The following is a 21802-nucleotide window of genomic DNA, read 5'->3' on the forward strand; positions in this document are numbered from 1 at the left end:
CCGATTCAGGCCCCGCCCCACCCGCTTTTGCTGAGGAAAGATCCGATGAGCCAAGCCTCTTCCACCCTGCCGGTCGACAAGCCTTTCACCCTCGCCGGGCGTACCTATGAATCGCGCCTGCTGGTCGGCACCGGCAAGTACCAGGATCTCGACGAGACGCGCCGCGCCATCGAGGCCTCCGGCGCGCAGATCGTCACCGTGGCGGTGCGCCGCACCAACATCGGCCAGAACCCCGACGAGCCCAACCTGCTCGACGTGATCCCGCCGGACCGCTATACCATCCTGCCGAACACCGCCGGCTGCTACGACGCCGTGGAAGCGGTGCGCACCTGCCGCCTGGCCCGCGAGCTGCTGGACGGCCACAACCTGGTCAAGCTGGAAGTGCTGGCGGACCAGAAGACGCTGTTCCCCAACGTCGTGGAAACCCTCAAGGCCGCCGAAGTGCTGGTCAAGGACGGCTTCGACGTGATGGTGTACACCAGCGACGACCCGATCATCGCCCGCCAGCTGGCCGAGATGGGCTGCATCGCGGTGATGCCGCTGGCCGGCCTGATCGGCTCCGGCCTGGGCATCTGCAACCCCTACAACCTGCGCATCATCCTCGAGGAAGCCACCGTTCCCGTGCTGGTCGACGCTGGCGTGGGCACCGCCTCCGACGCCACCATCGCCATGGAGCTGGGCTGCGAGGCGGTGCTGATGAACACCGCCATCGCCCACGCGCAGAACCCGGTGATGATGGCCGAGGCCATGAAGCACGCCATCGTCGCCGGTCGCCTGGCCTACCTGGCCGGGCGCATGCCGCGCAAACTGTACGCCAGCGCCTCCTCGCCGATGAGCGGCCTGATCGGCTGACCCCGGCGCGGCGCCCCGAGCGGGCCGGTTCGCCAAGCGCGGGCCGGCCCGTCGTCACTTTCACTGCCCCGTTTTTTCCAAGGTCCGAACATGAGCGATACCCAGCAGCCCCAGGCCGAGCAGGCCACCGACCGGCCGATGCGCACCATCAAGAGCTTCGTGATGCGCGCCGGGCGCATGACCGAAGGCCAGCAGCGCGGCCTCGACCAGGGCTGGCCGCGCTTCGGCCTGGAACTGGCCGACGGCCCGCGCGACTTCGACCAGGTGTTCGGGCGCAAGGCCCCGCGCACCTTCGAGATCGGCTTCGGCATGGGCCACGCCACCCTGGAAATGGCCGCCGCGGCGCCGGACCAGGACTTCATCGGCGTCGAAGTGCACCGCCCGGGCGTGGGCGCGCTGCTCAACGGCATGCTGACGCAGAACCTGACCAACATCCGCGTCTACAGCTGCGATGCCCTGGAAGTGCTGCGCGACTGCGTGGCCGACGCCAGCCTGGACCGCGTGCTGCTGTTCTTCCCCGACCCCTGGCACAAGGCGCGCCACCACAAGCGCCGCATCGTCCAGCCGGCCTGGGCGGAGCTGGTGCGCAGCAAGCTGAAGGTCGGCGGCGTCCTGCACATGGCCACCGACTGGGAACAGTACGCCGAGCACATGCTGGAAGTGATGAACGCCGCGTCCGGCTACCGCAACCTGTCCCCGGACAACACCTACGTGCCGCGCCCGGAAGAGCGCCCGGTGACCAAGTTCGAACGCCGCGGCGAGCGCCTGGGCCATGGCGTCTGGGACCTGAAGTTCCAGCGCGTCGACTGAGCCACCGAACGTCCTGCACGCTGTCTTATAGGTCGCGCCGTAGTGCTCTTCGTAGGAGCGAGCTTGCTCGCGAACACACTCCGCTGTGGGACTCATTCGCGAGCAAGCTCGCTCCTACGAAAAGCCATGCTCGCCTGCAACGTAGAAGCAGGCCCTGCCCGCGATATCGCGCGCAGGGCGCGCTCCTACATGGGAATGGCGTAGGTGGCGCGGCGTAGGAGCGGATCTCATCCGCGAATCGCGCCGGAACCTCCGGCATCGCGGACAAGGTCCGCTCCTACGGGCGGGGCGGCGGCGTGTCGACTGCGCCGAGGTGCTCTTCGTAGGATGGGTTGAGCCTGCGAAACCCATGCGGCCGCGGTGATGGGTATCGCTTCGTGTCAACCCATCCTACGTCAGTGTTTCCCCTGCCCCTGTAGGAGTGGGCCCTGCCCGCGAATCGCGCGCAGGGCGCGCTCCTACCGCGGAATCAGTCGATCAGCTCCGCGCCGACCACGGTGATGTCCGGCAGGCTCAGCGGCGCCGGGGTGATCTGCAGGTACTTGATGCTGTTGCGCGGGATCAGCAGCAGGTCGCCGTCCACCTCGATGCTCAGGCAGGGCGACTCCAGTTGCTTGCGGATACCCTGCGCCACCTCCACCGGGTCCTCGCTCTGTTGCGGGAAGCGCAGCGCCAGGCGCTGGCCGTCGATGAAGTGCAGGTACAGGTGCTTGATCGGTTTCATGGCGTTTCCCCAGCTGCGCGTTGGCTACTGGGGAAACACTAGCAGGCCCGTCAGCTGCGGTCGGCGATCATGCCGATGATGAAGAACAGCAACAGCAGCACCGGCGCCAGGGTGTAGTTGTTGAAGTAGTTCAGGCCGTGGGCCACCCAGGGGGTGACGAAGACCATCGCCAGGCCGTAGCCCACGGCGCAGATGAGCACGAACAGCAGGGTGCGGAAGACGAAGTTGAGGCTGCCGATGCGCTGCTGCACCCAGGCATTGATCGCCGGGCCGAACAGCACCAGCAGGGTGGCCATGATCGCCAGGGCGATATCGGACAGATGGCTGCGGCTCCAGCGGGAGGCGCTGGCGATCAGGTCGAGGGCGAAGTCCATGCAGGCTCCTTGGTCGGGGGCGGTCGACGGGGGGAGTTTACCCGAGCGACGGGTGGGTGGTTCAGCCGCCAGGCGTTTTTCGCAGCAGCAGCTGCAACGTCTTCCAGGCCAGTTTCTTGTCGCGGAACAGCAGAAGCTGCTTGATCAGGCGCAGCGGCAGGTGGCGCCGGTAGCTGGCGAAGAGTTCGGGGCGGTACTGGCTGTAGTAGCGGTACTCCGACTCGTAGATGCTTTCGTAGCGGGCCCGGGAGACCTGGTTGCGGTTGCTGATCGAGAGGTTCTGGCGGATCCCGGCGGCCATGACGTAGACCTGCTTGCCGTCGGACAGCGCGCGGTGGAAGGCCCAGTGGTCCAGGTAATCCAGCGGGAAGGCGGGATTGAAGCCGCCGATCCGGGCCAGCCAGGCGGTGCGCCAGCAGGCGCCGGAGTTGATCGCGGTCATCTGCTGCCTGCGATAGCCGGTCTCGATGCCTTCCGCGCTGGCGCGGACACGGCTGTTGTCCATGGGCGAGACCTGGCGCTGGCCATCGCTGACACGCGGCACCAGGCAGACGCAATCGGCGGCCAGGTCATCCGCCCGCTCTGCCAGCTCGTGGAAATACGCCTCGGGCAGCCGGGTGTCCTGGTCGAGCAGCAGCAGCCAGTCGTGGCCTTGCTCGCAGGCATCGCGCAGCGCCAGGTTGTAGGCGGCGGCGAGGCCCGGGTTGCTCGGGTCGTGCCTGTAGTTCACGGCGATGGGGTATTCGCCGGGCGGCAGCGCTTGGGGCGTCGGGCTGTTGTCGTGGATGACCAGGCTGACGTCATGGGTGGCCAGCAGGGCCTGGTTCTGCATGAGGCTGCGGAAGCTCTCCGAGTCGCTGAGCTTCTCCTTGTAGATCACCAGGACGATGGTCGCTCGCATGCCGCGCGCAGGCCTCAGGGCAGGAACTGCTGCAGCAGGTCGTTGAGGAACAGCTGGCCGCGTTCGGTCGGCCGCAGGCGCTCGTCGTCCTCGGCCAGCAGGCCCTGGGCGCGGGCTTCGCGACAGGCTTCGGCGATGGCTTGCAGGGGCAGGCCGGTGCGTTGCTCGAACAGCTCTGCCGGGACGCCGTCCACCAGGCGCAGGGCGTTCATCATGAACTCGAAGGGCAGGTCGGCCGCTTCCAGCACCCGTTCGCCGGCCTGGAAGGCCTTGGCCGGGTTCAGGTAGTCCTTCGGCAGGCGCGTCTTCCAGGTGCGCAGGATGCGGCCTTCGGGGCTGCTGAGCTTGGCGTGGGCGCCGGCGCCGATGCCGAGGAAGTCGCCGAAGGTCCAGTAGTTGAGGTTGTGCCGGGCGCGCAGGCCGTCGCGGGCGTAGGCCGAGGTCTCGTACTGGACGTAGCCGGCTTGCGCCAGGCGGGCCTGGCCGGCTTCCTGGATTTCCCAGAGGGCGTCGTCTTCCGGCAGTTCCGGCGGCTGGCTCCAGAACACCGTGTTCGGCTCCATGGTCAGTTGGTACCAGGACAGGTGCGTCGGGGCCAGGGCGATGGCCTGCTCCAGATCGGCCAGGGCGTCGGCCACGCTCTGGTCGGGCAGGCCGTGCATCAGGTCGAGGTTGAAGTTGTCGAAGCCGGCGCGGCGCGCCATGTCCGCCGCGCGCACCGCCTCGTCGCCATCGTGGATACGCCCCAGGGCCTTGAGCTTGTCGGCCTGGAAGCTCTGCACGCCGATGGACAGACGGTTGATGCCCAGGGCCCGGTAGTCGGCGAACTTGGCCTGTTCGAAGGTGCCGGGGTTGGCTTCCAGGGTGATTTCGATGTCGTTTTTGAAGCCGACTTCGCGCTCCAGGCCTTCGAGGATGCGCCCCAGGGCACTGGCGGAGAACAGGCTGGGCGTGCCGCCGCCGAAGAAGATCGACGTCAGCCTGCGGCCGTGGACGTGCTGCCGGTCAGCTGCCAGGTCGGCCAGCAGCGCCTGGACATAGGCGTCCTCGGGCAGCTCCGGGCCGGCGGCGTGGGAATTGAAGTCGCAGTACGGGCATTTGCGCACGCACCAGGGGATATGGATGTAGGCCGACAGGGGCGGGAGCTGAAAGCCGGAAGCTGGAAGCTGGTGGCTTTCAGCTTCGAGCTTCGAGCTTTCAGCTGCTTTCATAACCCCAACCGCTGTTTCAGCAGGGCCATGGCGCGGGCGCGGTGGCTCAGGCGGTTCTTCTGCTCGGGGGGCAGTTCGGCGCTGGAGCAGCCGCTTTGCGGCACCCAGAACAGCGGGTCGTAGCCGAAGCCGTGCTCGCCGCGGGCCTCGTGGAGGATGCTGCCTTCCCAGATGCCTTCGCAGAGGATCGGCAGCGGGTCGTCGGCATGCCGCACCAGGGCCAGGACGCTGACGAACTGCGCGCCGCGCTGGTCGTCCGGCACTTCGCGCAGGGCGTCCAGCAGCTTGGCGTTGTTCGCCGCGTCGCCCTTGCCGTCGGCGTAGCGCGCGGAATAGATGCCCGGCGCGCCGCCGAGGTAGTCCACCGCCAGGCCCGAGTCGTCGGCCAGCGCCGGCAACCCGGAGATGCGCGCGGCGTTGCGCGCCTTGAGGATGGCGTTCTCGACGAAGGACAGGCCGGTTTCCTCCGGCTCCACGTCGCTGAACTCGCCGATGGAGCGCACTTTCACGTGGGCGCCCAGCATGGCCTGGAGTTCCTTGAGTTTGCCGGCGTTGTGACTGGCCAGCACCAGTTGTTCGAGCTTGATCATTCGTCTGGGTAGATTTCCTGGAGGAACTCGAAGCTTTGCGGGGCTTCGGAGCCTTTCTGTACCTGGATGTCGAAGGTCAGGGTGTCACGGCCTTCGATGGGGAACTGGGCGATGTGGTAGACCGCGCCTTCTTCCACCACGCGCTTGAAGGTCAGCGGAATCGGCTGGCCCATGAGGTTCTTGGCGGTGCCGGAGACGGTGACCTGGGCCGGCTTGCCGCTGGCGTCCAGCGGCACGATGTTGATCACGCCCTGGGCCTTGCTGCGCACCACGCCGACGGCCGCGGCGACCTTGGGCTGGAGGAAGCTGGAGTTGTAGACGCTGTAGTGGACCTTGAGGTCCCCCAGCGTGGTGGCCTGCTCGGCGAAGGCCGGCAGTGCCAGGAACAGGCAGAACAGCAGGGAGGCTAGGCGGCGCATGGTTTTCTTCTCCTGGGTTCGGGGCCCCGGGCGGTTCAGACGGCGATGCGGTGGTCCGGCAGGCTTGGACCGCTGACCCGGTAGATGCCGATTTCACCCAACAGATTAGGCCAAACTCGGCAGGACCAGCGATGACGGTGGTCACGATCCACCGCCAGGCGGTCGAGCACCCGCAGGCGCTTCTCGCGGCACAGCGCCTCGAAGTCCTTGAAGGTGCAGAAGTGGATGTTCGGCGTGTTGTACCAGGTGTAGGGAAGGAATTCCGACACCGGCATGCGGCCGTTGCGCGCCAGGTACCAGCGGCAGCGCCAGTGGCCGAAGTTGGGGAAGGTGATAATGCAGGTGCGGCCGACGCGGAGCATTTCCTCGAGGATCCTGTCCGGATAGTGCACGGCCTGCAGGGCCTGGGTCATGACCACCACGTCGAAGCTGTTGCTGGCGAAGCTGCCGAGGCCCTTGTCCAGGTCCTGCTCGATGACGTTAACGCCGCGTTCGACGCATTTGGCGATATTTTCGCTGTCGATTTCCAGGCCGTAGCCGGTGACCTGCTTGTGTTCGGCCAGCCAGGCGAGCAGTTCGCCGTCGCCGCAGCCGAGGTCGAGCACCCGGCTGCCGGCGGGGATCCAGTCTTGGATGATGTCCAGGTCGGCGCGCATGGGGCTTCCTTATACGCTGATGCGGTTCATGTAGGCGCTGAAGGCCTGGAGGTAGCGGGGGATCGGCATGAGGAAGGCGTCGTGGCCCTGGGGTGCGTCGATCTCCAGGTAGCAGACGTTCTTCTTCGCCGCGATCAGGGCGTCGACGATCTCCCGCGAGCGCGCCGGGGAGAAGCGCCAGTCGGTGGTGAAGGACATCAGGCAGAAGTCCGCCTTCACGCCGGCCAGGGTGCGCACCAGGTCGCCGTCGTGGGCGGAGGCCGGGTCGAAGTAGTCCAGCGCCTTGGTCATCAGCAGGTAGGTGTTGGCGTCGAAGCGGTTGGAGAATTCCTCGCCCTGGTAGCGCAGGTAGCTCTCGACCTGGAATTCGACGTTGTAGAGGTCGTAGTTGAGCTTCTCGGTCTTGCGGTCGCGGCCGAATTTCTCGCCCATGGCGTCATCGGACAGGTAGGTGATGTGCCCGACCATGCGCGCCAGGCGCAGGCCGTGGCGCGGGATCACGCCCTGTTCCTGGAAGTGGCCGCCGAGGAACTCCGGGTCCGAGAGAATGGCCTGGCGCGCCACTTCGTTGAAGGCGATGTTCTGCGCCGAAAGCTTGGGCGCGCTGGCGATGCACAGGCAGTGGCGCACGCGCTCGGGGTAGCTGATGGTCCACTGCAGCGCCTGCATGCCGCCGAGGCTGCCGCCGACTACCGCGGCCCACTGATTGATGCCCAGGCGGTCAGCCAGGCGCGCCTGGCTGTTGACCCAGTCTTCCACGGTGACCACCGGGAAATCGGAGCCGTAGATGCGCCCGGTCGACGGGTCGAGGCTGGTGGGGCCGGTGGAGCCGTTGCAGCCGCCGAGGTTGTTCAGCGCGACCACGAAGAACTTGCGGGTGTCGATGGCCTTGCCCGGGCCGATGCAGCTGTCCCACCAGCCCGGCTTGCGCTCGTCGGGGCTGTTGTAGCCGGCGGCGTGGTGGTGGCCGGAAAGCGCATGGCAGATCAGCACGGCGTTGCTCGCCGTGGCGTTCAGCTCGCCGTAGGTCTCGATCACCAGCTGGTATTCGGGCAGCGTCCTGCCGCTGACCAGGGCCAGGGGTTCGCTGAAGTGCAGCGTCTGGGGAGAGACCAGACCGACGGAATCTTCGGGGAAGACTGTTGGCATCGACCCAGCTCATGAATAAAAGGAGGGCGCCAGTCTAAAGAGCACCGCCCCCTGCGGCAAGGCCGGGCCTGCCGCGGGCGTTCAGGCGCGCTGCGAGCCGGGCAGGGCGACCACGCGGGCCTGGCGTTGCAGCGGCGAGGGGCGGCGCAGCAGGCGGAGGATTTCCGAGGCCTCGGCCAGCTGTTTTTCCAGTTCTTCCTGGTAGCGCGCCATGAGCAGGGCGCGCTGGCGCACCTGCTGGGTTTCCTGGGCCAGGGCCTTCAGGCGCAGCATGTGGGTTTCCAGCAGCTGCTTGTTCTCCAGGGTGTACTGCATCAGCGGCATCAGGGCGTCGGTGGCCCAGCGCTCGACTTCTTCGCGCACGCGCTGGTGCAGGAGGATGACTTCCTGGGCCAGGGTGGCGATGAAGCGCCGCGTCAGCAGGCGCTGTTCGGTGAGCAGGGTCTTGAGCTGCAGGCGGAAGCGGTCGGCCTGCTCGCGCAGCCGGGCCAGTTCGCGCTGGTAGCCGGCGACGTCGAAGCGCGGGGCGTCCAGGGCGTTCAGCGGGTTTTCCTGGTTGTGCCGCTGGTAGATGGCCTCGACCATGCGGTTACCCAGCTCGGCCTCGTGCTGCAGGCTGTGCAGGTCGCCCTCCACGGCCTGGAAGAAGTTCAGGATGGCCTGGTTGATGCCCAGAGTGGTCCAGCTGCCGCGCAGCTTCTCGTGGACCTTGGCCAGGTGCCGCTCCAGGCGTTCGGCGCGCACGGTCTGGCCGAGCAGCTCGCCCTGGCGGCGCAGCAGGCGCTGGTTGGTCTTCAGGTTGAGCAGGCGGCGGTGGTGCAGGCCGTGGTCTTCCTTGGTCCGCGCGGTCAGCTCGAACAGCAGCTGGCCGCTGTCCTGCTGCTGGCCTTCGAGTTGAGCCTGCTGTTCGCGCAGGCGCTCCAGGCGGGCGCGCAGGCTGTGCTGGCTGTTGTTCAGCAGGGCCAGCACCTGGCTGAGCACCGCGCCTTCCAGCAGGCGTTCCTTGTCCGCCACTATGCGCTCGCAGAGCAGGGTTTCCAGGCTTTCCAGCTGGCTGCGGGCGAGCAGTTCGGCGTCGTTGCGCACCTTGGCCAGCAGCGCCTGCTTGGCCGACAGCGGCAGCACGCTGTCGCGGGGGATGCCCAGCTGCCGCGCGGTGGCGTCGCGGATGCGCTGGATGGCGTTGTGCACGAAGGCGTCGCCGGCCAGGTCGTCCCAGAGCACGTCGACCTTGTTCAGTACCGCGTACAGCGTGCACTGGCCGTCTTCCACCAGGTGCCGCACGTGGTCCTGCCAGACCGCCAGGTCCGAGGCGGTGACGCCGGTGTCGGCGGCCAGCAGGAAGACCACCGCCTGGGCGCTGGGCAGCATCGACAGGGTCAGTTCCGGCTCGCTGCCCAGGGCGTTCAGGCCGGGGGTGTCGAGGATGCGCAGGCCCTGGCGCAGCAGCGGGTGGTCGAAGTTGACCAGGGCGTGGCGCCAGGCCGGCACGCGCACGTGGCCGGGGCGTTCGGCGGCTTCCAGCATGTCCGGGAGGAAGCCCAGCTGGATCGCCTGTTCCACCGGCAGGCTCTTGGTCCGGGCGGTCTGCGCGAAGGCCTGGGCCATGTTGGCCGGGTCGGAGGTGTCCAGGGGGATGTTCACCCAGTGCCGCGGCACCTGCTTGAAGCGGGCGATGCTGGCGTCGGCCACCCGTGTCTCGATGGGCAGCAGGCGGATGTAGGGGCGTTCGGAGCGCGGGTCGAAGAAGATCTCGGTGGGGCACATGGTGGTGCGCCCGGCCTGGGAGGGCAGCATGCGCTGGCCGTACTCGGAGAAGAACAGGCTGTTGATCAGCTCGGTCTTGCCGCGGGAGAACTCGCCGACGAAGGCCAGGGTGATGTGGTCCAGGCGCAGCAGGCGCAGGGCGCGCTCCAGGCGAGCGTCTATGTCCGCGCTGTTCAGCCGGCTCTGCTCCAGCCAACTGCGATAGCGGATGATGTCCCGGACCAGTTCCCGCTTCCAGGTGACGTAGGCGTCGATCTGCTGACTGAGTCGCTCCATGCTCATCCAGGCGGTCCTATGGCTTGCGCTTCCTGCGCGAGAGATGAATGCCTGGATTATGAAGCGCGGCGAGGTGGCGTCAATTGGCCTTCATCACATTCCTATATGTAAGGTCGGTCAAGGCGACCGAGCGGTTATCCCCAGCTCGGCCGGCAGCCGTGTCGGCCGGGGGATGCGCACGCGTTTCTGGCGGTTCAGCTCGCCGCTCTCGAGTATTACCGCACTTTTCGGCACGCCGAAGGCCTTGCCGAGGAACGCCAGCAGGTGGGCGTTGGCCTTGCCTTCCACCGGCGGGGCGGTGAGGCGGATCTTCAGGCGCTCGCCGTGCAGCCCGGCGAACTCGTCGCGGCTCGCCTTGGGCTGCAGGTGGCAATCGAGGATCAGGTCCTCGCCGTCCCAGCGGTAGAAGCTCATTACATGAACGGGCTCAGGATCTGCGGCATGCCGGTCATGGCCGCCAGGTTGCCGATCACCAGCATGTCGAGCAGCTTCAGCGCGATGAAGGCGAAGATTGGCGAGATGTCCAGCCCGCCGAGGTTCGGCAGCAGCTTGCGGAAGGGCGCCAGCAGCGGCTCGCAAATCTGATTCACCAGCTGCGCGCCGGGGTTGTAGCTGCCCGGGGCGACCCAGGAAAGGATCACGCTGATGATCAGGGCGAAGAAGAACACCTTGAGGAACAGCGAGGTCACGGCGATCACCGACCACACCAGCAGTTGCAGGACGTAGCCGCCGACGCCGTAGCCCATCAGCGTCAGGGTGACGATCATCAGCACCAGCTGGACCAGGATGGCCAGCACCAGGGACGCCAGGTCGATGCCGCCGAAGCCGGGGATCACCCGGCGCAGCGGGTTCAGCAGCGGCTTGGTGGCGCGCACGATGAACTGGCTCAGCGGGTTGTAGAAGTCGGCGCGCACCAGCTGCAGGATGAAGCGCAGCAGGACGATCAGCAGGTAGAGGCTGCCGAGGGTCTGGATGACATAGATGGCAGCGGTGGAAAGTCCGGTCATGTAAGGCTCCTCATTGCCCCAGTTGTTCGGCCAGTTCGGCGGAACGGTGGTCGGCGGCGGCCAGGGCGCGCTCGACCAGTGCTTCGAATCCATTCGCCTGGAAGGAGGTGATGGCGGCTTCGGTGGTGCCCTTGGGCGAGGTCACGCGGCGGCGCAGCTCGGCCGGGCCGACGTCGCTGGCCACCGCCATACGCGCGGCGCCCAGGGCGGTCTGGAGGGTCAGGCGGGCGGCGACCTCGGGGCTCAGGCCGAGCTTCTCGCCGGCGGCGGTCATGGCTTCCATCAGCAGGAAGAAGTAGGCCGGGCCGCTGCCGGAGACGGCGGTGACGGCGTCGATCTGCTTCTCTTCGTCCAGCCACAGGGCGATGCCCACGGCGCCCAGCAGCTGTTCGGCCTGCTGGCGCTGGGCCGGGCTGACCTGGGCGGTGGCGTATAGGCCGCTGGCGCCTTCGCCCAGCAGCGCCGGGGTGTTGGGCATGCAGCGTACCAGCAGCTCGGTGCCCAGCCAGCGCGACAGGCTGGCGCAGGGAATGCCGGCGGCGATGGAGACGATCAGCTGGCCCGGTTCGAGCAGCGCGGCCAGGGGCTCGCAGACCTGCTTCATGACCTGCGGCTTGACCGCCAGGACCACCACGTCGGCGCCGGCGATGGCGCTGGCGTTGTCCTCGAACACCTCGATGCCGTGCTCGGCGGCGATCTTCGCGCGCTGTTCGGCGCCCGGGTCGCTGGCGCGGATGTGGCTGGCGGGCACGCCCTGGGCGCGCAGGCCACCGATCAGGCTGGCGGCCATGTTGCCGGCGCCGATGAAAGCGATGCGGGTGCTGCTCATGGGTTGTGTTCCTTGATCAAGAATGGGGACCGTAGTCGCGCGCGCCGAACAGCGCGGTGCCGATGCGCACCCAGGTGGCGCCTTCGGCGATGGCGGCTTCGAGGTCGTGGCTCATGCCCATGGACAGGGTGTCCAGGCCGAGGTTCAGGGCAGTCAGGAGTTCGCGCAGGCGGGCGAAGGCGGCGCGCTGGGCGGCGACGTCCTCGGTGGGTTCGGGGATGGCCATCAGCCCGCGCAGCTTCAGGTTGGGCAGGGCGGCCACGGCGCGGGCCAGGGCCGGCAGCTCCTCGGGCGCACAGCCGGACTTGCTGTCCTCGCCGCTGACGTTCACCTGCAGGCAGACGTTGAGTGGCGGCAGGTCGGCAGGACGCTGCGCGGACAGGCGCTCGGCGACCTTCAGGCGGTCCACCGAGTGCACCCAGTGGAAGTGCTCGGCGATGGGCCGGGTCTTGTTCGACTGGATGGGGCCGATGAAATGCCAGGTGAGCGCCAGGTCGGCCAGTTCCACCTGCTTGCCGAGGGCTTCCTGCAGGTAGTTCTCGCCGAAATCGTCGAGGCCGGCGGCATGGGCTTCGCGGATGTCGGCGGCGGGCTTGGTCTTGCTCACCGCCAGCAGCACAACGCTGCCCGAAGCCCGCCCGCAAGCTTGCTCCGCCTCACGGATACGCTCGCGAACCTTTGCAATATTCTCTGCTATCGTGGACATTACCTGCGCTCTGAGGCCCGGCTGCTGCAAGTTCAGCGGCATTCTACCTGCTTGCATTGGATTGGGGAGTCCCATGGATATTACCGAGTTGCTCGCCTTCAGCGCCAAGCAAGGCGCTTCGGACCTGCACCTCTCGGCCGGCCTGCCGCCGATGATCCGCGTCGACGGCGACGTGCGCCGCATCAACCTGCCGCCGCTGGAGCACAAGCAGGTGCACGCGCTGATCTACGACATCATGAACGACAAGCAGCGCAAGGATTTCGAGGAATTCCTGGAAACCGACTTCTCCTTCGAAGTGCCGGGCGTGGCGCGTTTCCGCGTCAACGCCTTCAACCAGAACCGCGGCGCCGGCGCCGTGTTCCGGACCATTCCCTCCAAGGTGCTGACCATGGAGGACCTGGGCATGGGCGAAGTGTTCAAGCGGGTTTCCGACGTGCCGCGCGGGCTGGTGCTGGTGACCGGGCCGACCGGTTCGGGCAAGTCCACCTCGCTTGCGGCGATGCTCGACTACCTGAACAACACCAAGTACAGCCACATCCTCACCGTCGAAGACCCGATCGAATTCGTCCACGAATCGAAGAAGTGCCTGGTCAACCAGCGCGAGGTGCACCGCGACACCCTTGGCTTCAACGAGGCGCTGCGCTCGGCCCTGCGTGAGGACCCGGACATCATCCTGGTCGGCGAGATGCGCGACCTGGAGACCATCCGCCTGGCGCTGACCGCCGCGGAAACCGGCCACCTGGTGTTCGGCACCCTGCACACCACCTCCGCGGCCAAGACCATCGACCGTATCGTCGACGTGTTCCCCGCCGAGGAGAAGGCCATGGTCCGTTCCATGCTCTCCGAATCGCTGCAGGCGGTGATCTCCCAGACCCTGCTGAAGAAGATCGGCGGCGGCCGGGTGGCGGCCCACGAGATCATGATCGGCACCCCGGCGATCCGCAACCTGATCCGCGAGGACAAGGTGGCGCAGATGTACTCGGCCATCCAGACCGGCGGCGCGCTGGGCATGCAGACCCTCGACATGTGCCTCAAGGGCCTGGTCGCCAAGGGCCTGGTGACCCGCGACGCGGCCAAGGAAAAGGCGAAGATCCCGGAAAACTTCTGATTCTCCCCGGGCCTGGTGCCCGGCCAGGCGGCACGGCACACGCACGGGCGGCCTGGATGACAGTCGAATCGCACAGTGCGTGAACGAATCAGGTTGGATCGATCATGGAATTCGAGAAGCTTCTGCGGCTGATGGTGGAGAAGGGCGCCTCGGACCTCTTCGTCACCGCCGGCGTGCCCCCGTCGATGAAGGTAAACGGCAAGGTGCTGCCGGTGACCAAGACCCCGCTGTCGCCCGAGCAGACCCGCGAGACGGTGCTGGCGGTGATGAACGAGCAGCAGCGCCGCGATTTCGCCGAGCACCACGAGTGCAACTTCGCCATCAGCGCCCGCGGCATCGGCCGTTTCCGCGTCAGCGCCTTCTACCAGCGCAACCTGGTGGGCATGGTGCTGCGCCGCATCGAGACCAACATCCCGACCATCGAGGACCTCAAGCTGCCGGAGATCCTCAAGAAACTGGCCATGACCAAGCGTGGGCTGGTGATCTTCGTCGGCGCCACCGGCACCGGCAAGTCTACTTCGCTGGCGGCGATGATCGGCTACCGCAACAAGAACTCCACCGGGCACATCATCTCCATCGAGGACCCGATCGAGTACATCCACCAGCACCAGGGCTGCATCGTCACCCAGCGCGAGGTGGGGCTGGACACCGACACCTTCGAGGTGGCGCTGAAGAACACCCTGCGCCAGGCGCCGGACGTGATCATGATCGGCGAGGTGCGCTCGCGCGAGACCATGGAGCATGCCGTGGCCTTCGCCGAGACCGGCCACCTGTGCCTGGCCACCCTGCACGCCAACAACGCCAACCAGGCGCTGGAGCGGATCATCCACTTCTTCCCGGCCGACCGGCACCAGCAGATCTGGATGGACCTGTCGCTGAACCTCAAGGCCATCGTCGCCCAGCAGTTGGTGCCGACCCCGGATGGCAAGGGCCGCCGCGCGGTGATCGAGGTGCTGCTGAATACCCCGCTGGCCGCTGACCTGATCCGCAAGGGTGAGGTGCATGAGCTGAAGCCGCTGATGAAGCGCTCTACCGAGCAGGGTATGCAGACCTTCGACCAGGCGCTGTATCAGCTTTATTCCCAGGGGGAGATCACCTATGAGGATGCGCTGGCCTATGCTGATTCGGCCAACGATCTGCGGTTGATGATCAAGCTTGGGTCGGAGACCGATGCCGATCACCTGTCGAGCATGACTCAGGGGCTGACCCTGGAGCTGAGCGACGACGATCCGAACCGTCGTTTCCGCTGAGCCGCTCCCCCCTAGCTTTCTCCCGGAAGGCGAGGGGGGCTGTTCTGAGCGGCTTGTAGGTCAGGCACTGTCCTCCCACCTCCGTCATTCCCGCGAACGCGGGAACCCAGAGACTTTTGGGTTGGGTTCGGTGTAGCGCGCCGCTCCGAGTCTGCGGAGATTTTTTGTTTCGCCCCCTCGGGCGAGTCCCTTTTGTCAAACGCCACAAAAGGAACCAAAAAGGCTTGCCCCAACATACGGGCCTGATGGAGCCGGGCTACCCTCACGAACTCCCCCGCCACGGAGGCCCGCCCCGAGGGTACGTCCCTGTAGCCCACGGGGCTCTCGCGACATCCATGTCGCATGACCTCCTGAGCGCGGGTTTCGCTCGGCCTTCTGAAGGGGCGTTTCGGTGCGCTCGGATGTTTCTCTGGAAGTCCAAGAGTAAACGCGCTTTTGCTTTTGCTTTTCGTAGGAGCGAGCTTGCTCGCGAACCCCGCAGTCACTGGGTTCCCGCGTTCGCGGGAATGACGAGGGTAGATAGGGGTATCAGGATGACTCTGGACTCGCCGTTGGCTCCGAACAGCCCCCTCTCCCTCCGGGAGAGGGCTGGGGTGAGGGAGCGGAGCCAGCCCTGGGCACCTTCGCCGACCCACCGCATCGCTTGAATGAACAGTATTACGTTCTCGGATGGGCTTTTGCCGTCCGCGGCTTTGTATTCCCCACAACTTTTCTTACAGTGGTGACAAACCCGCCGCGACCGCGCCGGTCGAATCCAGGAATCCCCGCCAAGGAGCGCTCCATGCCCAATACCCCCGACACCCACAGCAAGGTCATCGGCTACCTGCTGTGGATCTTCGGCTTTACCGGTTCGCACCGCTTCTACTATGGCAAGCCGGTCAGCGGGACCATCTGGTTCTTCACCCTCGGGCTGTTCTTCATCGGCTGGATCATCGACCTGTTCCTGATCCCCTCGATGGACGACGAGGCCGACCTGCGCTACCGCAGCGGCGCCCTGGACTACAACGTGGCCTGGATACTGCTTACTTTCCTCGGCGTGTTTGGCGTGCACCGCATGTACATGGGCAAGTGGCTGACCGGCATCCTCTACCTGTTCACCGGCGGCCTGTTCTTCATCGGCGTGCTCTACGACTTCTGGACGCTCAACGCCCAGGTTTCCGAGCGCAACGGCCCGCAGCGGCTGTAAGCGTTCCTTGCCAGAAAGCCCGCCCACCGGCGGGCTTTTTCGTCAGCCGGCATGGCGACGGGCGCGTCGCCGGCCTATGGTCAGGAAGACCATAAAGGCGCGCCGCCGGGCGATCCCCGCGGCGCCGACAAGGAGTGGATGCCATGAGCAACGAACTTCGTCCTGCCGTACTCGACCTGATCGGCAACACGCCGCTGGTGCAGGTCAGCCGCTTCGATACCGGCCCCTGCACCCTGTTCCTCAAGCTGGAATCGCAGAACCCCGGCGGCTCGATCAAGGACCGCATCGGCGTGGCCATGATCGAGACCGCCGAGCGCGACGGCCGCCTGCAGCCCGGCGGGACCATAGTCGAGGCCACCGCCGGCAACACCGGCCTGGGCCTGGCCCTGGTGGGCCGCGCCAAAGGCTACCGGGTAGTGCTGGTGGTACCGGACAAGATGTCCAGCGAGAAGGTCCTGCACCTCAAGGCCATGGGCGCCGAGGTGCACATCACCCGCTCCGACGTCGGCAAGGGCCACCCGGAGTACTACCAGGACGTGGCCGCGCGCCTGGCCGCGGAAATTCCCGGGGCCTTCTTCGCCGACCAGTTCAACAATCCGGCCAACCCCCTGGCCCACGAAACCAGCACCGCCCCGGAAATCTGGCAGCAGACCGGCCACGACCTGGATGCCATCGTCGTTGGCGTCGGCTCGGCCGGCACCCTCACCGGGCTGACGCGCTTCTTCCGCCAGGTGCAGCCGAACCTGGAGATGGTCCTGGCCGACCCGGTGGGCTCGGTGATGGCCGGCTACGTGCGCGACGGCACCCTGGGCGAGGTCGGTTCCTGGGCGGTGGAAGGCATAGGCGAGGACTTCATCCCCTCCATCGCCGACCTTTCCAGCGTGCGCCACGCCTATTCCATCAGCGACGAGGAAAGCTTCGCCCACGCCCGCGAACTGCTGCGCGCCGAGGGCATTCCCGGCGGTTCCTCCACCGGCACCCTGCTGGCCGCCGCCTTGCGCTACTGCCGCGAGCAGACGCAGCCCAAGCGCGTACTCAGCTTCGTCTGCGACACCGGCACGCGCTACCTGTCCAAGGTCTACAACGACCAGTGGATGACCGACCAGGGCCTGCTGCAGCGCAAGCGCTACGGCGACCTGCGCGACATCATCGCGCGGCGCTTCGAGGAGGGCCGGGTGATCAGCGTGGGGCCGGACGACACCCTGCTCACCGCCTTCCAGCGCATGCGCCTGGCCGACGTCTCGCAGCTGCCGGTGCTGGCCAACGGCAGGCTGGCCGGGGTCATCGACGAATCCGACATCCTGCTGGGCGTGCACGCCGACGCCAGCCACTTCCGCCAGCCGGTGGCCAGCGCCATGACCACCCGCCTGGAAACCCTGGCCCCGGACGCCAGTCTGGCCGAACTGCAGGCCGAGCTGGACCGCGGCCTGGTCGCCATCATCGCCGACGCCTCGGGCTTCCATGGCCTGATCACCCGTTTCGACTTGCTCAACCACCTCCGGAGAACGCTCCCATGAGCCAGGATTCCAAGGCCCCCCGTGGTTTCGCCACGCGGGTCATCCACGCCGGCCAGGCGCCCGACCCCTCCACCGGCGCGCTGATGCCGCCGATCTACGCCAACTCCACCTACCTGCAGGACAGCCCCGGGGTGCACAAGGGCCTGGACTACGGGCGCTCGCACAACCCCACGCGCTGGGCCCTGGAGCGCTGCGTGGCGGACCTGGAGGGCGGCAGCAAGGCCTTCGCCTTCGCCTCCGGGCTGGCAGCCATCTCGGCCACCCTGGAGTTGCTCGATGCCGGTTCGCACATCGTGTCCGGGAACGACATCTACGGCGGCACCTTCCGCCTGTTCGAGCGCGTGCGCCGGCGCAGCGCCGGGCACGAATTCAGCTTCGTCGACCTCACCGACATCGGCGCCATCGAAGCCGCGCTGCGCCCCGAGACGCGCATGGTGTGGATCGAGACGCCGAGCAACCCGCTGCTGCGCCTGGCCGACCTCGAGGCCATCGCCCGCCTGTGCCGCAGCCGCGGCATTCTCTGCGTGGCCGACAACACCTTCGCCAGCCCGCGCATCCAGCGCCCGCTGGAACTGGGCTTCGACGTGGTGGTGCACTCGACGACCAAATACCTGAACGGCCACTCCGACGTCATCGGCGGCATCGCCGTGGTCGGCGACAACCCGGAACTGGCCGAGCGCCTGGGCTTCCTGCAGAACGCCGTGGGCGCCATCGCCGGCCCCTTCGATGCCTTTCTCACCCTGCGCGGAGTGAAAACCCTGGCCCTGCGCATGGAACGGCACTGCGCCAACGCCCTGGAGCTGGCCCAGTGGCTGGAGCGCCAGCCACAGGTGTCGCGGGTGCACTACCCGGGCCTGCCCTCGCACCCGCAGCACGAGCTGGCCAAGCGGCAGATGAACGGCTTCGGCGGGATGATCTCGATGGACCTGGCTACTGACCTGGCCGGCTCGAAGCGCTTCCTGGAGAACGTGCGCATCTTCGCCCTGGCCGAGAGCCTGGGCGGGGTGGAGAGCCTGATCGAGCATCCGGCGATCATGACCCATGCCACCATTCCGCCGGCTACCCGGGCCGAGCTGGGGATAGGCGATGCGCTGGTACGGTTGTCGGTGGGGGTGGAGGATGTCGAGGATCTGCGTGCGGATTTGGCGCAGGCGTTGGCGACTATCTAGGGGCGGGGGCTTTTTTGTAGGAGCGAGCTTGCTCGCGAACGGTGCCTCCCGGCGATGCTGTGCATGAGGTTACCTCCGTTCCCTCTCCCCAGCCCTCTCCCTGAAGGGAGAGGGGGCTTGTCCGTGCCGAGAGGAGGAATGGTTTCAACTGGAAACCGCCGAGACAGCCGGCTGACGCCAGCACATCCAACTCTGCCCAACGGTCCCCTCTCCCTTCAGGGAGAGGGTTAGGGAGAGGGCGCTCTAAAGCCCAGCCCCGAAAGCTCCCGGCAAGCCCCCTTCGCGAGCAAGCCCCCTTCGCGAGCAAGCCCCCTTCGCGAGCAAGCCCCCTTCGCGAGCAAGCTCGCTCCTACAGGAAAAGAAAAAGCCCGCCAGATGGCGGGCTTTTCTTCATGCCTGGGCAACTCAGATGGCATGCACGATATGCCCATCCACCAACGTGCAGCGCACCGCGCCCGGCAGGCAGTGGCCCATGAACGGGCTGTTCTGCCCGCGGGAGTACCAGGTCTCGCCGGCCAGGGTCTGGCCCTCGGCCTCGAACAGCACCAGGTCTGCCGCCTCGCCCACCGCTATGCGGCCAGCCGGCAGGCGCAGCGCGGCGGCCGGGCCGGTGGTCAGGCGCGCCAGCAGGGTCGGCAGGTCGAGCAGGCCGTCCTGTACCAGGGTCATGGCCAGCGGCAGCAGCAGTTCGACGCTGCTGATGCCCGGCTCGGTGTCGGCGAAGGGGGCGTTCTTGGCGTCCGCTTCGTGGGGCTGGTGGTGGCTGGCGATGGCTTGTATCACGCCGCTCTTCACCGCCTCGCGCAGGGCGTCGCGGTCCTTGCGCGAGCGCAGCGGCGGCTGCACGTGGTAGAGGCTGGAGAAGTCGGCCAGGGCCTCGTCGGTGAGGATCAGCTGGTACAGCGCCACGTCGGCGGTCACCGGCAGGCCGCGGGCCTGGGCCTGGGCGATCATCTCCACGCCGCGGGCGCTGGTCAGCTGGCTGAAGTGCGCGCGCACGCCGCTCTGCTCCACCAGCAGCAGGTTGCGGGCCAGGGCCACGGTCTCGGCGCTCTCGGGGATGCCGGCCAGGCCGCGGAAGCTGGCGGTGGGGCCGTCGTGGGCCAGGCCGCCCTGGGCCAGTTCGGCATCCTGGGAGGTGAAGATCACCGTCAGGTCGAAGGTCGCCGCGTACTCCAGCGAGCGCAGCAGCACGCGGTTGCTGGCCAGCGGCGCCAGGCCGTTGCTGAAGGCCACGCAGCCGGCGTCGCGCAGGGCGGCCAGCTCGGACAACTGCTCGCCGGCCAGGCCGCGGGTCAGCGCGCCTATGGGGAAGACCTTGGCATTGCCGGCCTCGCGGGCGCGGTCGAGGATCAGTTCGGCCACCGCCGGGGTGTCCAGCACCGGCTTGGTCTGCGGCGGGCAGCACAGGCTGGTGACGCCGCCGGCGCTGGCGGCGCGGGTTTCGCTCTCGATGTTGCCCTTGCGGCTGTAGCCCGGCTCGCGCAGGGCCACATTCAGGTCCACCAGGCCGGGCGCGGCGATCAGCCCGGCGGCGTCCAGCTCCTGGGCGGCGTGGAAATCGGCCGGGGCCTGGCCCAGGGCGATGATCCTGCCGGCTTCTATATGGACGTCGCAGACCTGGTCCAGGCCGCTGGCCGGGTCGATGACGCGGGCGCCGTGAATGCTGACGGTCATTGCGCGTCCTCCTGTTCCAGCTGGCGTTGGGCGTTCTGCCCGCTCATGGCCATGGACAGCACGGCCATGCGGATGGCGATCCCGTAGGTCACCTGGTTGAGGATCACCGACTGCTCGCCGTCGGCCACCGCGGATTCGATCTCCACGCCGCGGTTGATCGGCCCCGGGTGCATGACGATGGCGTCCGGCTTGGCCAGCTTCAGGCGCTTCTGGGTCAGGCCGTAGAGCTTGAAGAACTCGCCTTCGCTGGGCAGCAGGCCGCCCTGCATGCGCTCGCGCTGCAGGCGCAGCATGATGACCACGTCGACGTCCTTGAGGCCTTCGTTGGCGTCGGTGAACACCTTCACCCCGTAGACCTCCTCCAGGCCGATCGGCAGCAGGGTGCGCGGGGCGATGACGCGGATGTCCGGGCAGCCGAGGATCTTCAGCGCCAGCATGTTCGAGCGCGCCACCCGCGAGTGCAGGACGTCGCCGACGATGGCCACCGAGAGGTTCTCGAAGCTGCCCTTGTGGCGGCGGATGGTGAGCATGTCGAGCATGCCCTGGGTCGGGTGCCCGTGGCGGCCGTCACCGCCGTTGATCACCGCCACTCTGGGGCTGACGTGCTCGGCGATGAAGTGCGCCGCGCCCGAGTCGCTGTGGCGCACGACGAACATGTCGGCGGCCATGGCCTCGAGGTTGCGCAGGGTGTCGGTGAGGGTCTCGCCCTTGCTGGTCGAGGAGGTCGACACGTTCAGCGTGATGACGTCGGCGGACAGGCGCTGGGCGGCCAGTTCGAAGGTGGTGCGGGTGCGCGTGGAGTTCTCGAAGAACACGTTGCACACGGTCTTGCCGCGCAGCAGCGGGACCTTCTTCACCGCGCGCGCGCCGACTTCGAGGAAGGAGTCGGCGGTGTCGAGGATTTCGGTCAGCAGCTCGCGGGGCAATCCGTCGAGCGAGAGGAAGTGGCGCAGCTGGCCCTGGTCGTTGAGCTGCAGCGGGCGCTTGGCGTCTGTCGGCATGGGGCAGGCCCTGAAATGTGGAGAGGTGGCGCGCGCGTTCAGAGCGCGCTGATAAGGGTGCGCTCGAGGACGAGTGGTGCGGGACCGCGCAATTTTACCCTTTCATTGGGGGCCAGCGACAGGGTCTGACCGACCACGTCGGGACGGATCGGCAATTCCCGGGCGTTCAGGTCCAGCAGGCAGACCAGGGTCACGCTGGCCGGGCGGCCGTAGTCGAACAGCTCGTTGAGCGCAGCGCGGATGGTGCGGCCGCTCATCAGCACGTCGTCGACCAGGACCAGGTGCTGGCCGTCGATCTCGAACGGCAGTTCCGACGGACGGACCTGCGGGTGCAAGCCGCTGCGGGTGAAGTCGTCGCGGTAGAAGGAGACGTCGAGGATGCCGAGGATCTCCTCGCTGTGCAGTTCCTTGAGCAGGGCCTGGGCAACCCAGATGCCGCCGGTGTGGATGCCGACGAAGCGCGGCGTGTCTATGCCGCGCTCGGCGAGGTGGTTGCGCAGGTCGGTGGCCATGCGCGGCAGGAGTTCGGCGGGACTGGGCAGGTTCATGACATCTCCTGGATGACTCGTGGCGGTCCAGGCTGGGCCGCCGTGGATTCCTCGGGCGCCCGTGTGCGGCGGGTA

The 21802-nt window shown here is 67.3% G+C and carries 23 protein-coding genes; 7 read left to right on the top strand and 16 right to left on the bottom strand.

All coding sequences use genetic code 11. The features are described 5' to 3' along the window. Positions 1-45 precede the first annotated feature (45 nt). Both ACTWJ5_RS02440 and trmB read left to right on the top strand, forming a co-directional pair. Entirely contained in the window at positions 46-852 is an 807-nt protein-coding gene (locus ACTWJ5_RS02440; protein WP_009615215.1) for a thiazole synthase, read from the top strand. Between the two features lie 138 nt (positions 853-990). Then, complete coding sequence (gene trmB / locus ACTWJ5_RS02445; protein ID WP_301502876.1) at positions 991-1662, top strand: tRNA (guanosine(46)-N7)-methyltransferase TrmB; 672 nt, start codon at positions 991-993, stop codon at positions 1660-1662. Positions 1663-2131: 469 nt separating this feature from the next. On the opposite strand, the gene ACTWJ5_RS02450 is transcribed toward trmB, so the two are convergent. The 13 genes from ACTWJ5_RS02450 to ACTWJ5_RS02510 all read right to left on the bottom strand — a co-directional run bounded on the left by ACTWJ5_RS02450 (position 2132) and on the right by ACTWJ5_RS02510 (position 12271). Then, positions 2132-2386 carry a hypothetical protein gene (locus tag ACTWJ5_RS02450; RefSeq protein ID WP_074977863.1) on the bottom strand — a complete coding sequence of 85 codons (255 nt, stop codon included), beginning with the start codon at positions 2384-2386 and terminating at the stop codon, positions 2132-2134. 50 nt (positions 2387-2436) lie between these two features. Next, the gene (locus ACTWJ5_RS02455; RefSeq protein WP_009615221.1) at positions 2437-2760 is read right to left on the bottom strand and encodes a DUF3392 domain-containing protein; all 324 of its coding nucleotides are present in this window, start codon (positions 2758-2760) and stop codon (positions 2437-2439) included. 61 nt (positions 2761-2821) lie between these two features. Continuing rightward, positions 2822-3661: a glycosyltransferase gene (locus tag ACTWJ5_RS02460; protein ID WP_444437398.1), complete on the bottom strand. Its 840-nt coding sequence runs from the start codon at positions 3659-3661 to the stop codon at positions 2822-2824. Between the two features lie 14 nt (positions 3662-3675). Next, entirely contained in the window at positions 3676-4872 is a 1197-nt protein-coding gene (hemW, locus tag ACTWJ5_RS02465) for a radical SAM family heme chaperone HemW (protein ID WP_444437399.1), read from the bottom strand. Beyond that, a complete protein-coding gene (gene rdgB / locus ACTWJ5_RS02470) occupies positions 4869-5462 on the bottom strand; it encodes an RdgB/HAM1 family non-canonical purine NTP pyrophosphatase (RefSeq protein WP_444437400.1) in 594 nt (197 codons plus the stop codon). The genes hemW and rdgB overlap by 4 nt, the downstream gene beginning before the upstream one ends. Next, positions 5459-5881: a DUF4426 domain-containing protein gene (locus ACTWJ5_RS02475; RefSeq protein ID WP_074977854.1), complete on the bottom strand. Its 423-nt coding sequence runs from the start codon at positions 5879-5881 to the stop codon at positions 5459-5461. The genes rdgB and ACTWJ5_RS02475 overlap by 4 nt, the downstream gene beginning before the upstream one ends. 35 nt (positions 5882-5916) lie before the next feature. Further along, positions 5917-6537: a methionine biosynthesis protein MetW gene (gene metW / locus ACTWJ5_RS02480; protein WP_009615228.1), complete on the bottom strand. Its 621-nt coding sequence runs from the start codon at positions 6535-6537 to the stop codon at positions 5917-5919. Positions 6538-6546: 9 nt separating this feature from the next. Beyond that, on the bottom strand, positions 6547-7686 hold the full coding sequence (gene metX / locus ACTWJ5_RS02485; RefSeq protein ID WP_444437401.1) for a homoserine O-succinyltransferase MetX: 1140 nt from the start codon (positions 7684-7686) through the stop codon (positions 6547-6549). Between the two features lie 81 nt (positions 7687-7767). After that, positions 7768-9735, bottom strand: coding sequence for a dynamin-like GTPase family protein (locus tag ACTWJ5_RS02490; RefSeq protein WP_116424751.1), 1968 nt, complete (start codon positions 9733-9735; stop codon positions 7768-7770). 111 nt (positions 9736-9846) lie between these two features. Continuing rightward, positions 9847-10143, bottom strand: coding sequence for a DUF167 domain-containing protein (locus ACTWJ5_RS02495; protein WP_249918056.1), 297 nt, complete (start codon positions 10141-10143; stop codon positions 9847-9849). Beyond that, complete coding sequence (locus ACTWJ5_RS02500; protein ID WP_009615234.1) at positions 10143-10736, bottom strand: YggT family protein; 594 nt, start codon at positions 10734-10736, stop codon at positions 10143-10145. The genes ACTWJ5_RS02495 and ACTWJ5_RS02500 overlap by 1 nt, the downstream gene beginning before the upstream one ends. A gap of 10 nt (positions 10737-10746) precedes the next feature. Then, positions 10747-11565, bottom strand: a complete 819-nt coding sequence (proC, locus tag ACTWJ5_RS02505; RefSeq protein WP_256513974.1) for a pyrroline-5-carboxylate reductase — start codon at positions 11563-11565, stop codon at positions 10747-10749. Positions 11566-11581: 16 nt separating this feature from the next. Beyond that, entirely contained in the window at positions 11582-12271 is a 690-nt protein-coding gene (locus tag ACTWJ5_RS02510; protein ID WP_444437402.1) for a YggS family pyridoxal phosphate-dependent enzyme, read from the bottom strand. Positions 12272-12344: 73 nt separating this feature from the next. Between ACTWJ5_RS02510 and pilT the strand changes: the two genes are divergently transcribed. From pilT to ACTWJ5_RS02535, 5 genes are all read left to right on the top strand, one after another. Next, positions 12345-13379, top strand: a complete 1035-nt coding sequence (pilT, locus tag ACTWJ5_RS02515; RefSeq protein ID WP_009615237.1) for a type IV pilus twitching motility protein PilT — start codon at positions 12345-12347, stop codon at positions 13377-13379. Between the two features lie 104 nt (positions 13380-13483). Further along, positions 13484-14629, top strand: a complete 1146-nt coding sequence (gene pilU / locus ACTWJ5_RS02520; RefSeq protein WP_074977840.1) for a type IV pilus ATPase PilU — start codon at positions 13484-13486, stop codon at positions 14627-14629. A 781-nt stretch (positions 14630-15410) separates the two neighbouring features. Then, positions 15411-15815, top strand: a complete 405-nt coding sequence (locus tag ACTWJ5_RS02525) for an NINE protein (RefSeq protein ID WP_074986418.1) — start codon at positions 15411-15413, stop codon at positions 15813-15815. 143 nt (positions 15816-15958) lie between these two features. Beyond that, entirely contained in the window at positions 15959-17332 is a 1374-nt protein-coding gene (locus ACTWJ5_RS02530) for a pyridoxal-phosphate dependent enzyme (RefSeq protein ID WP_253391848.1), read from the top strand. Further along, positions 17329-18501 carry a cystathionine gamma-synthase gene (locus ACTWJ5_RS02535; protein WP_444437403.1) on the top strand — a complete coding sequence of 391 codons (1173 nt, stop codon included), beginning with the start codon at positions 17329-17331 and terminating at the stop codon, positions 18499-18501. Before ACTWJ5_RS02530 ends, ACTWJ5_RS02535 begins: the two co-directional genes overlap by 4 nt. Before the next feature lie 405 nt (positions 18502-18906). Here ACTWJ5_RS02535 and ACTWJ5_RS02540 read toward each other — a convergent pair whose 3' ends face one another. The 3 genes from ACTWJ5_RS02540 to pyrR are packed head-to-tail and all read right to left on the bottom strand — an operon-like array spanning position 18907 to position 21727. Continuing rightward, positions 18907-20178 carry a dihydroorotase gene (locus tag ACTWJ5_RS02540; protein ID WP_043269493.1) on the bottom strand — a complete coding sequence of 424 codons (1272 nt, stop codon included), beginning with the start codon at positions 20176-20178 and terminating at the stop codon, positions 18907-18909. After that, a complete protein-coding gene (locus ACTWJ5_RS02545) occupies positions 20175-21179 on the bottom strand; it encodes an aspartate carbamoyltransferase catalytic subunit (RefSeq protein ID WP_061560518.1) in 1005 nt (334 codons plus the stop codon). Before ACTWJ5_RS02545 ends, ACTWJ5_RS02540 begins: the two co-directional genes overlap by 4 nt. A 38-nt stretch (positions 21180-21217) precedes the next feature. Further along, positions 21218-21727 (bottom strand): bifunctional pyr operon transcriptional regulator/uracil phosphoribosyltransferase PyrR, encoded by a 510-nt coding sequence (gene pyrR, locus ACTWJ5_RS02550; RefSeq protein ID WP_009615244.1) that lies wholly within the window; start codon positions 21725-21727, stop codon positions 21218-21220. Positions 21728-21802: the final 75 nt, after the last annotated feature.

The organism is Pseudomonas sp. A6, from assembly GCF_052367875.1.
Classification (GTDB): Bacteria; Pseudomonadota; Gammaproteobacteria; order Pseudomonadales; family Pseudomonadaceae; genus Pseudomonas; species Pseudomonas citronellolis.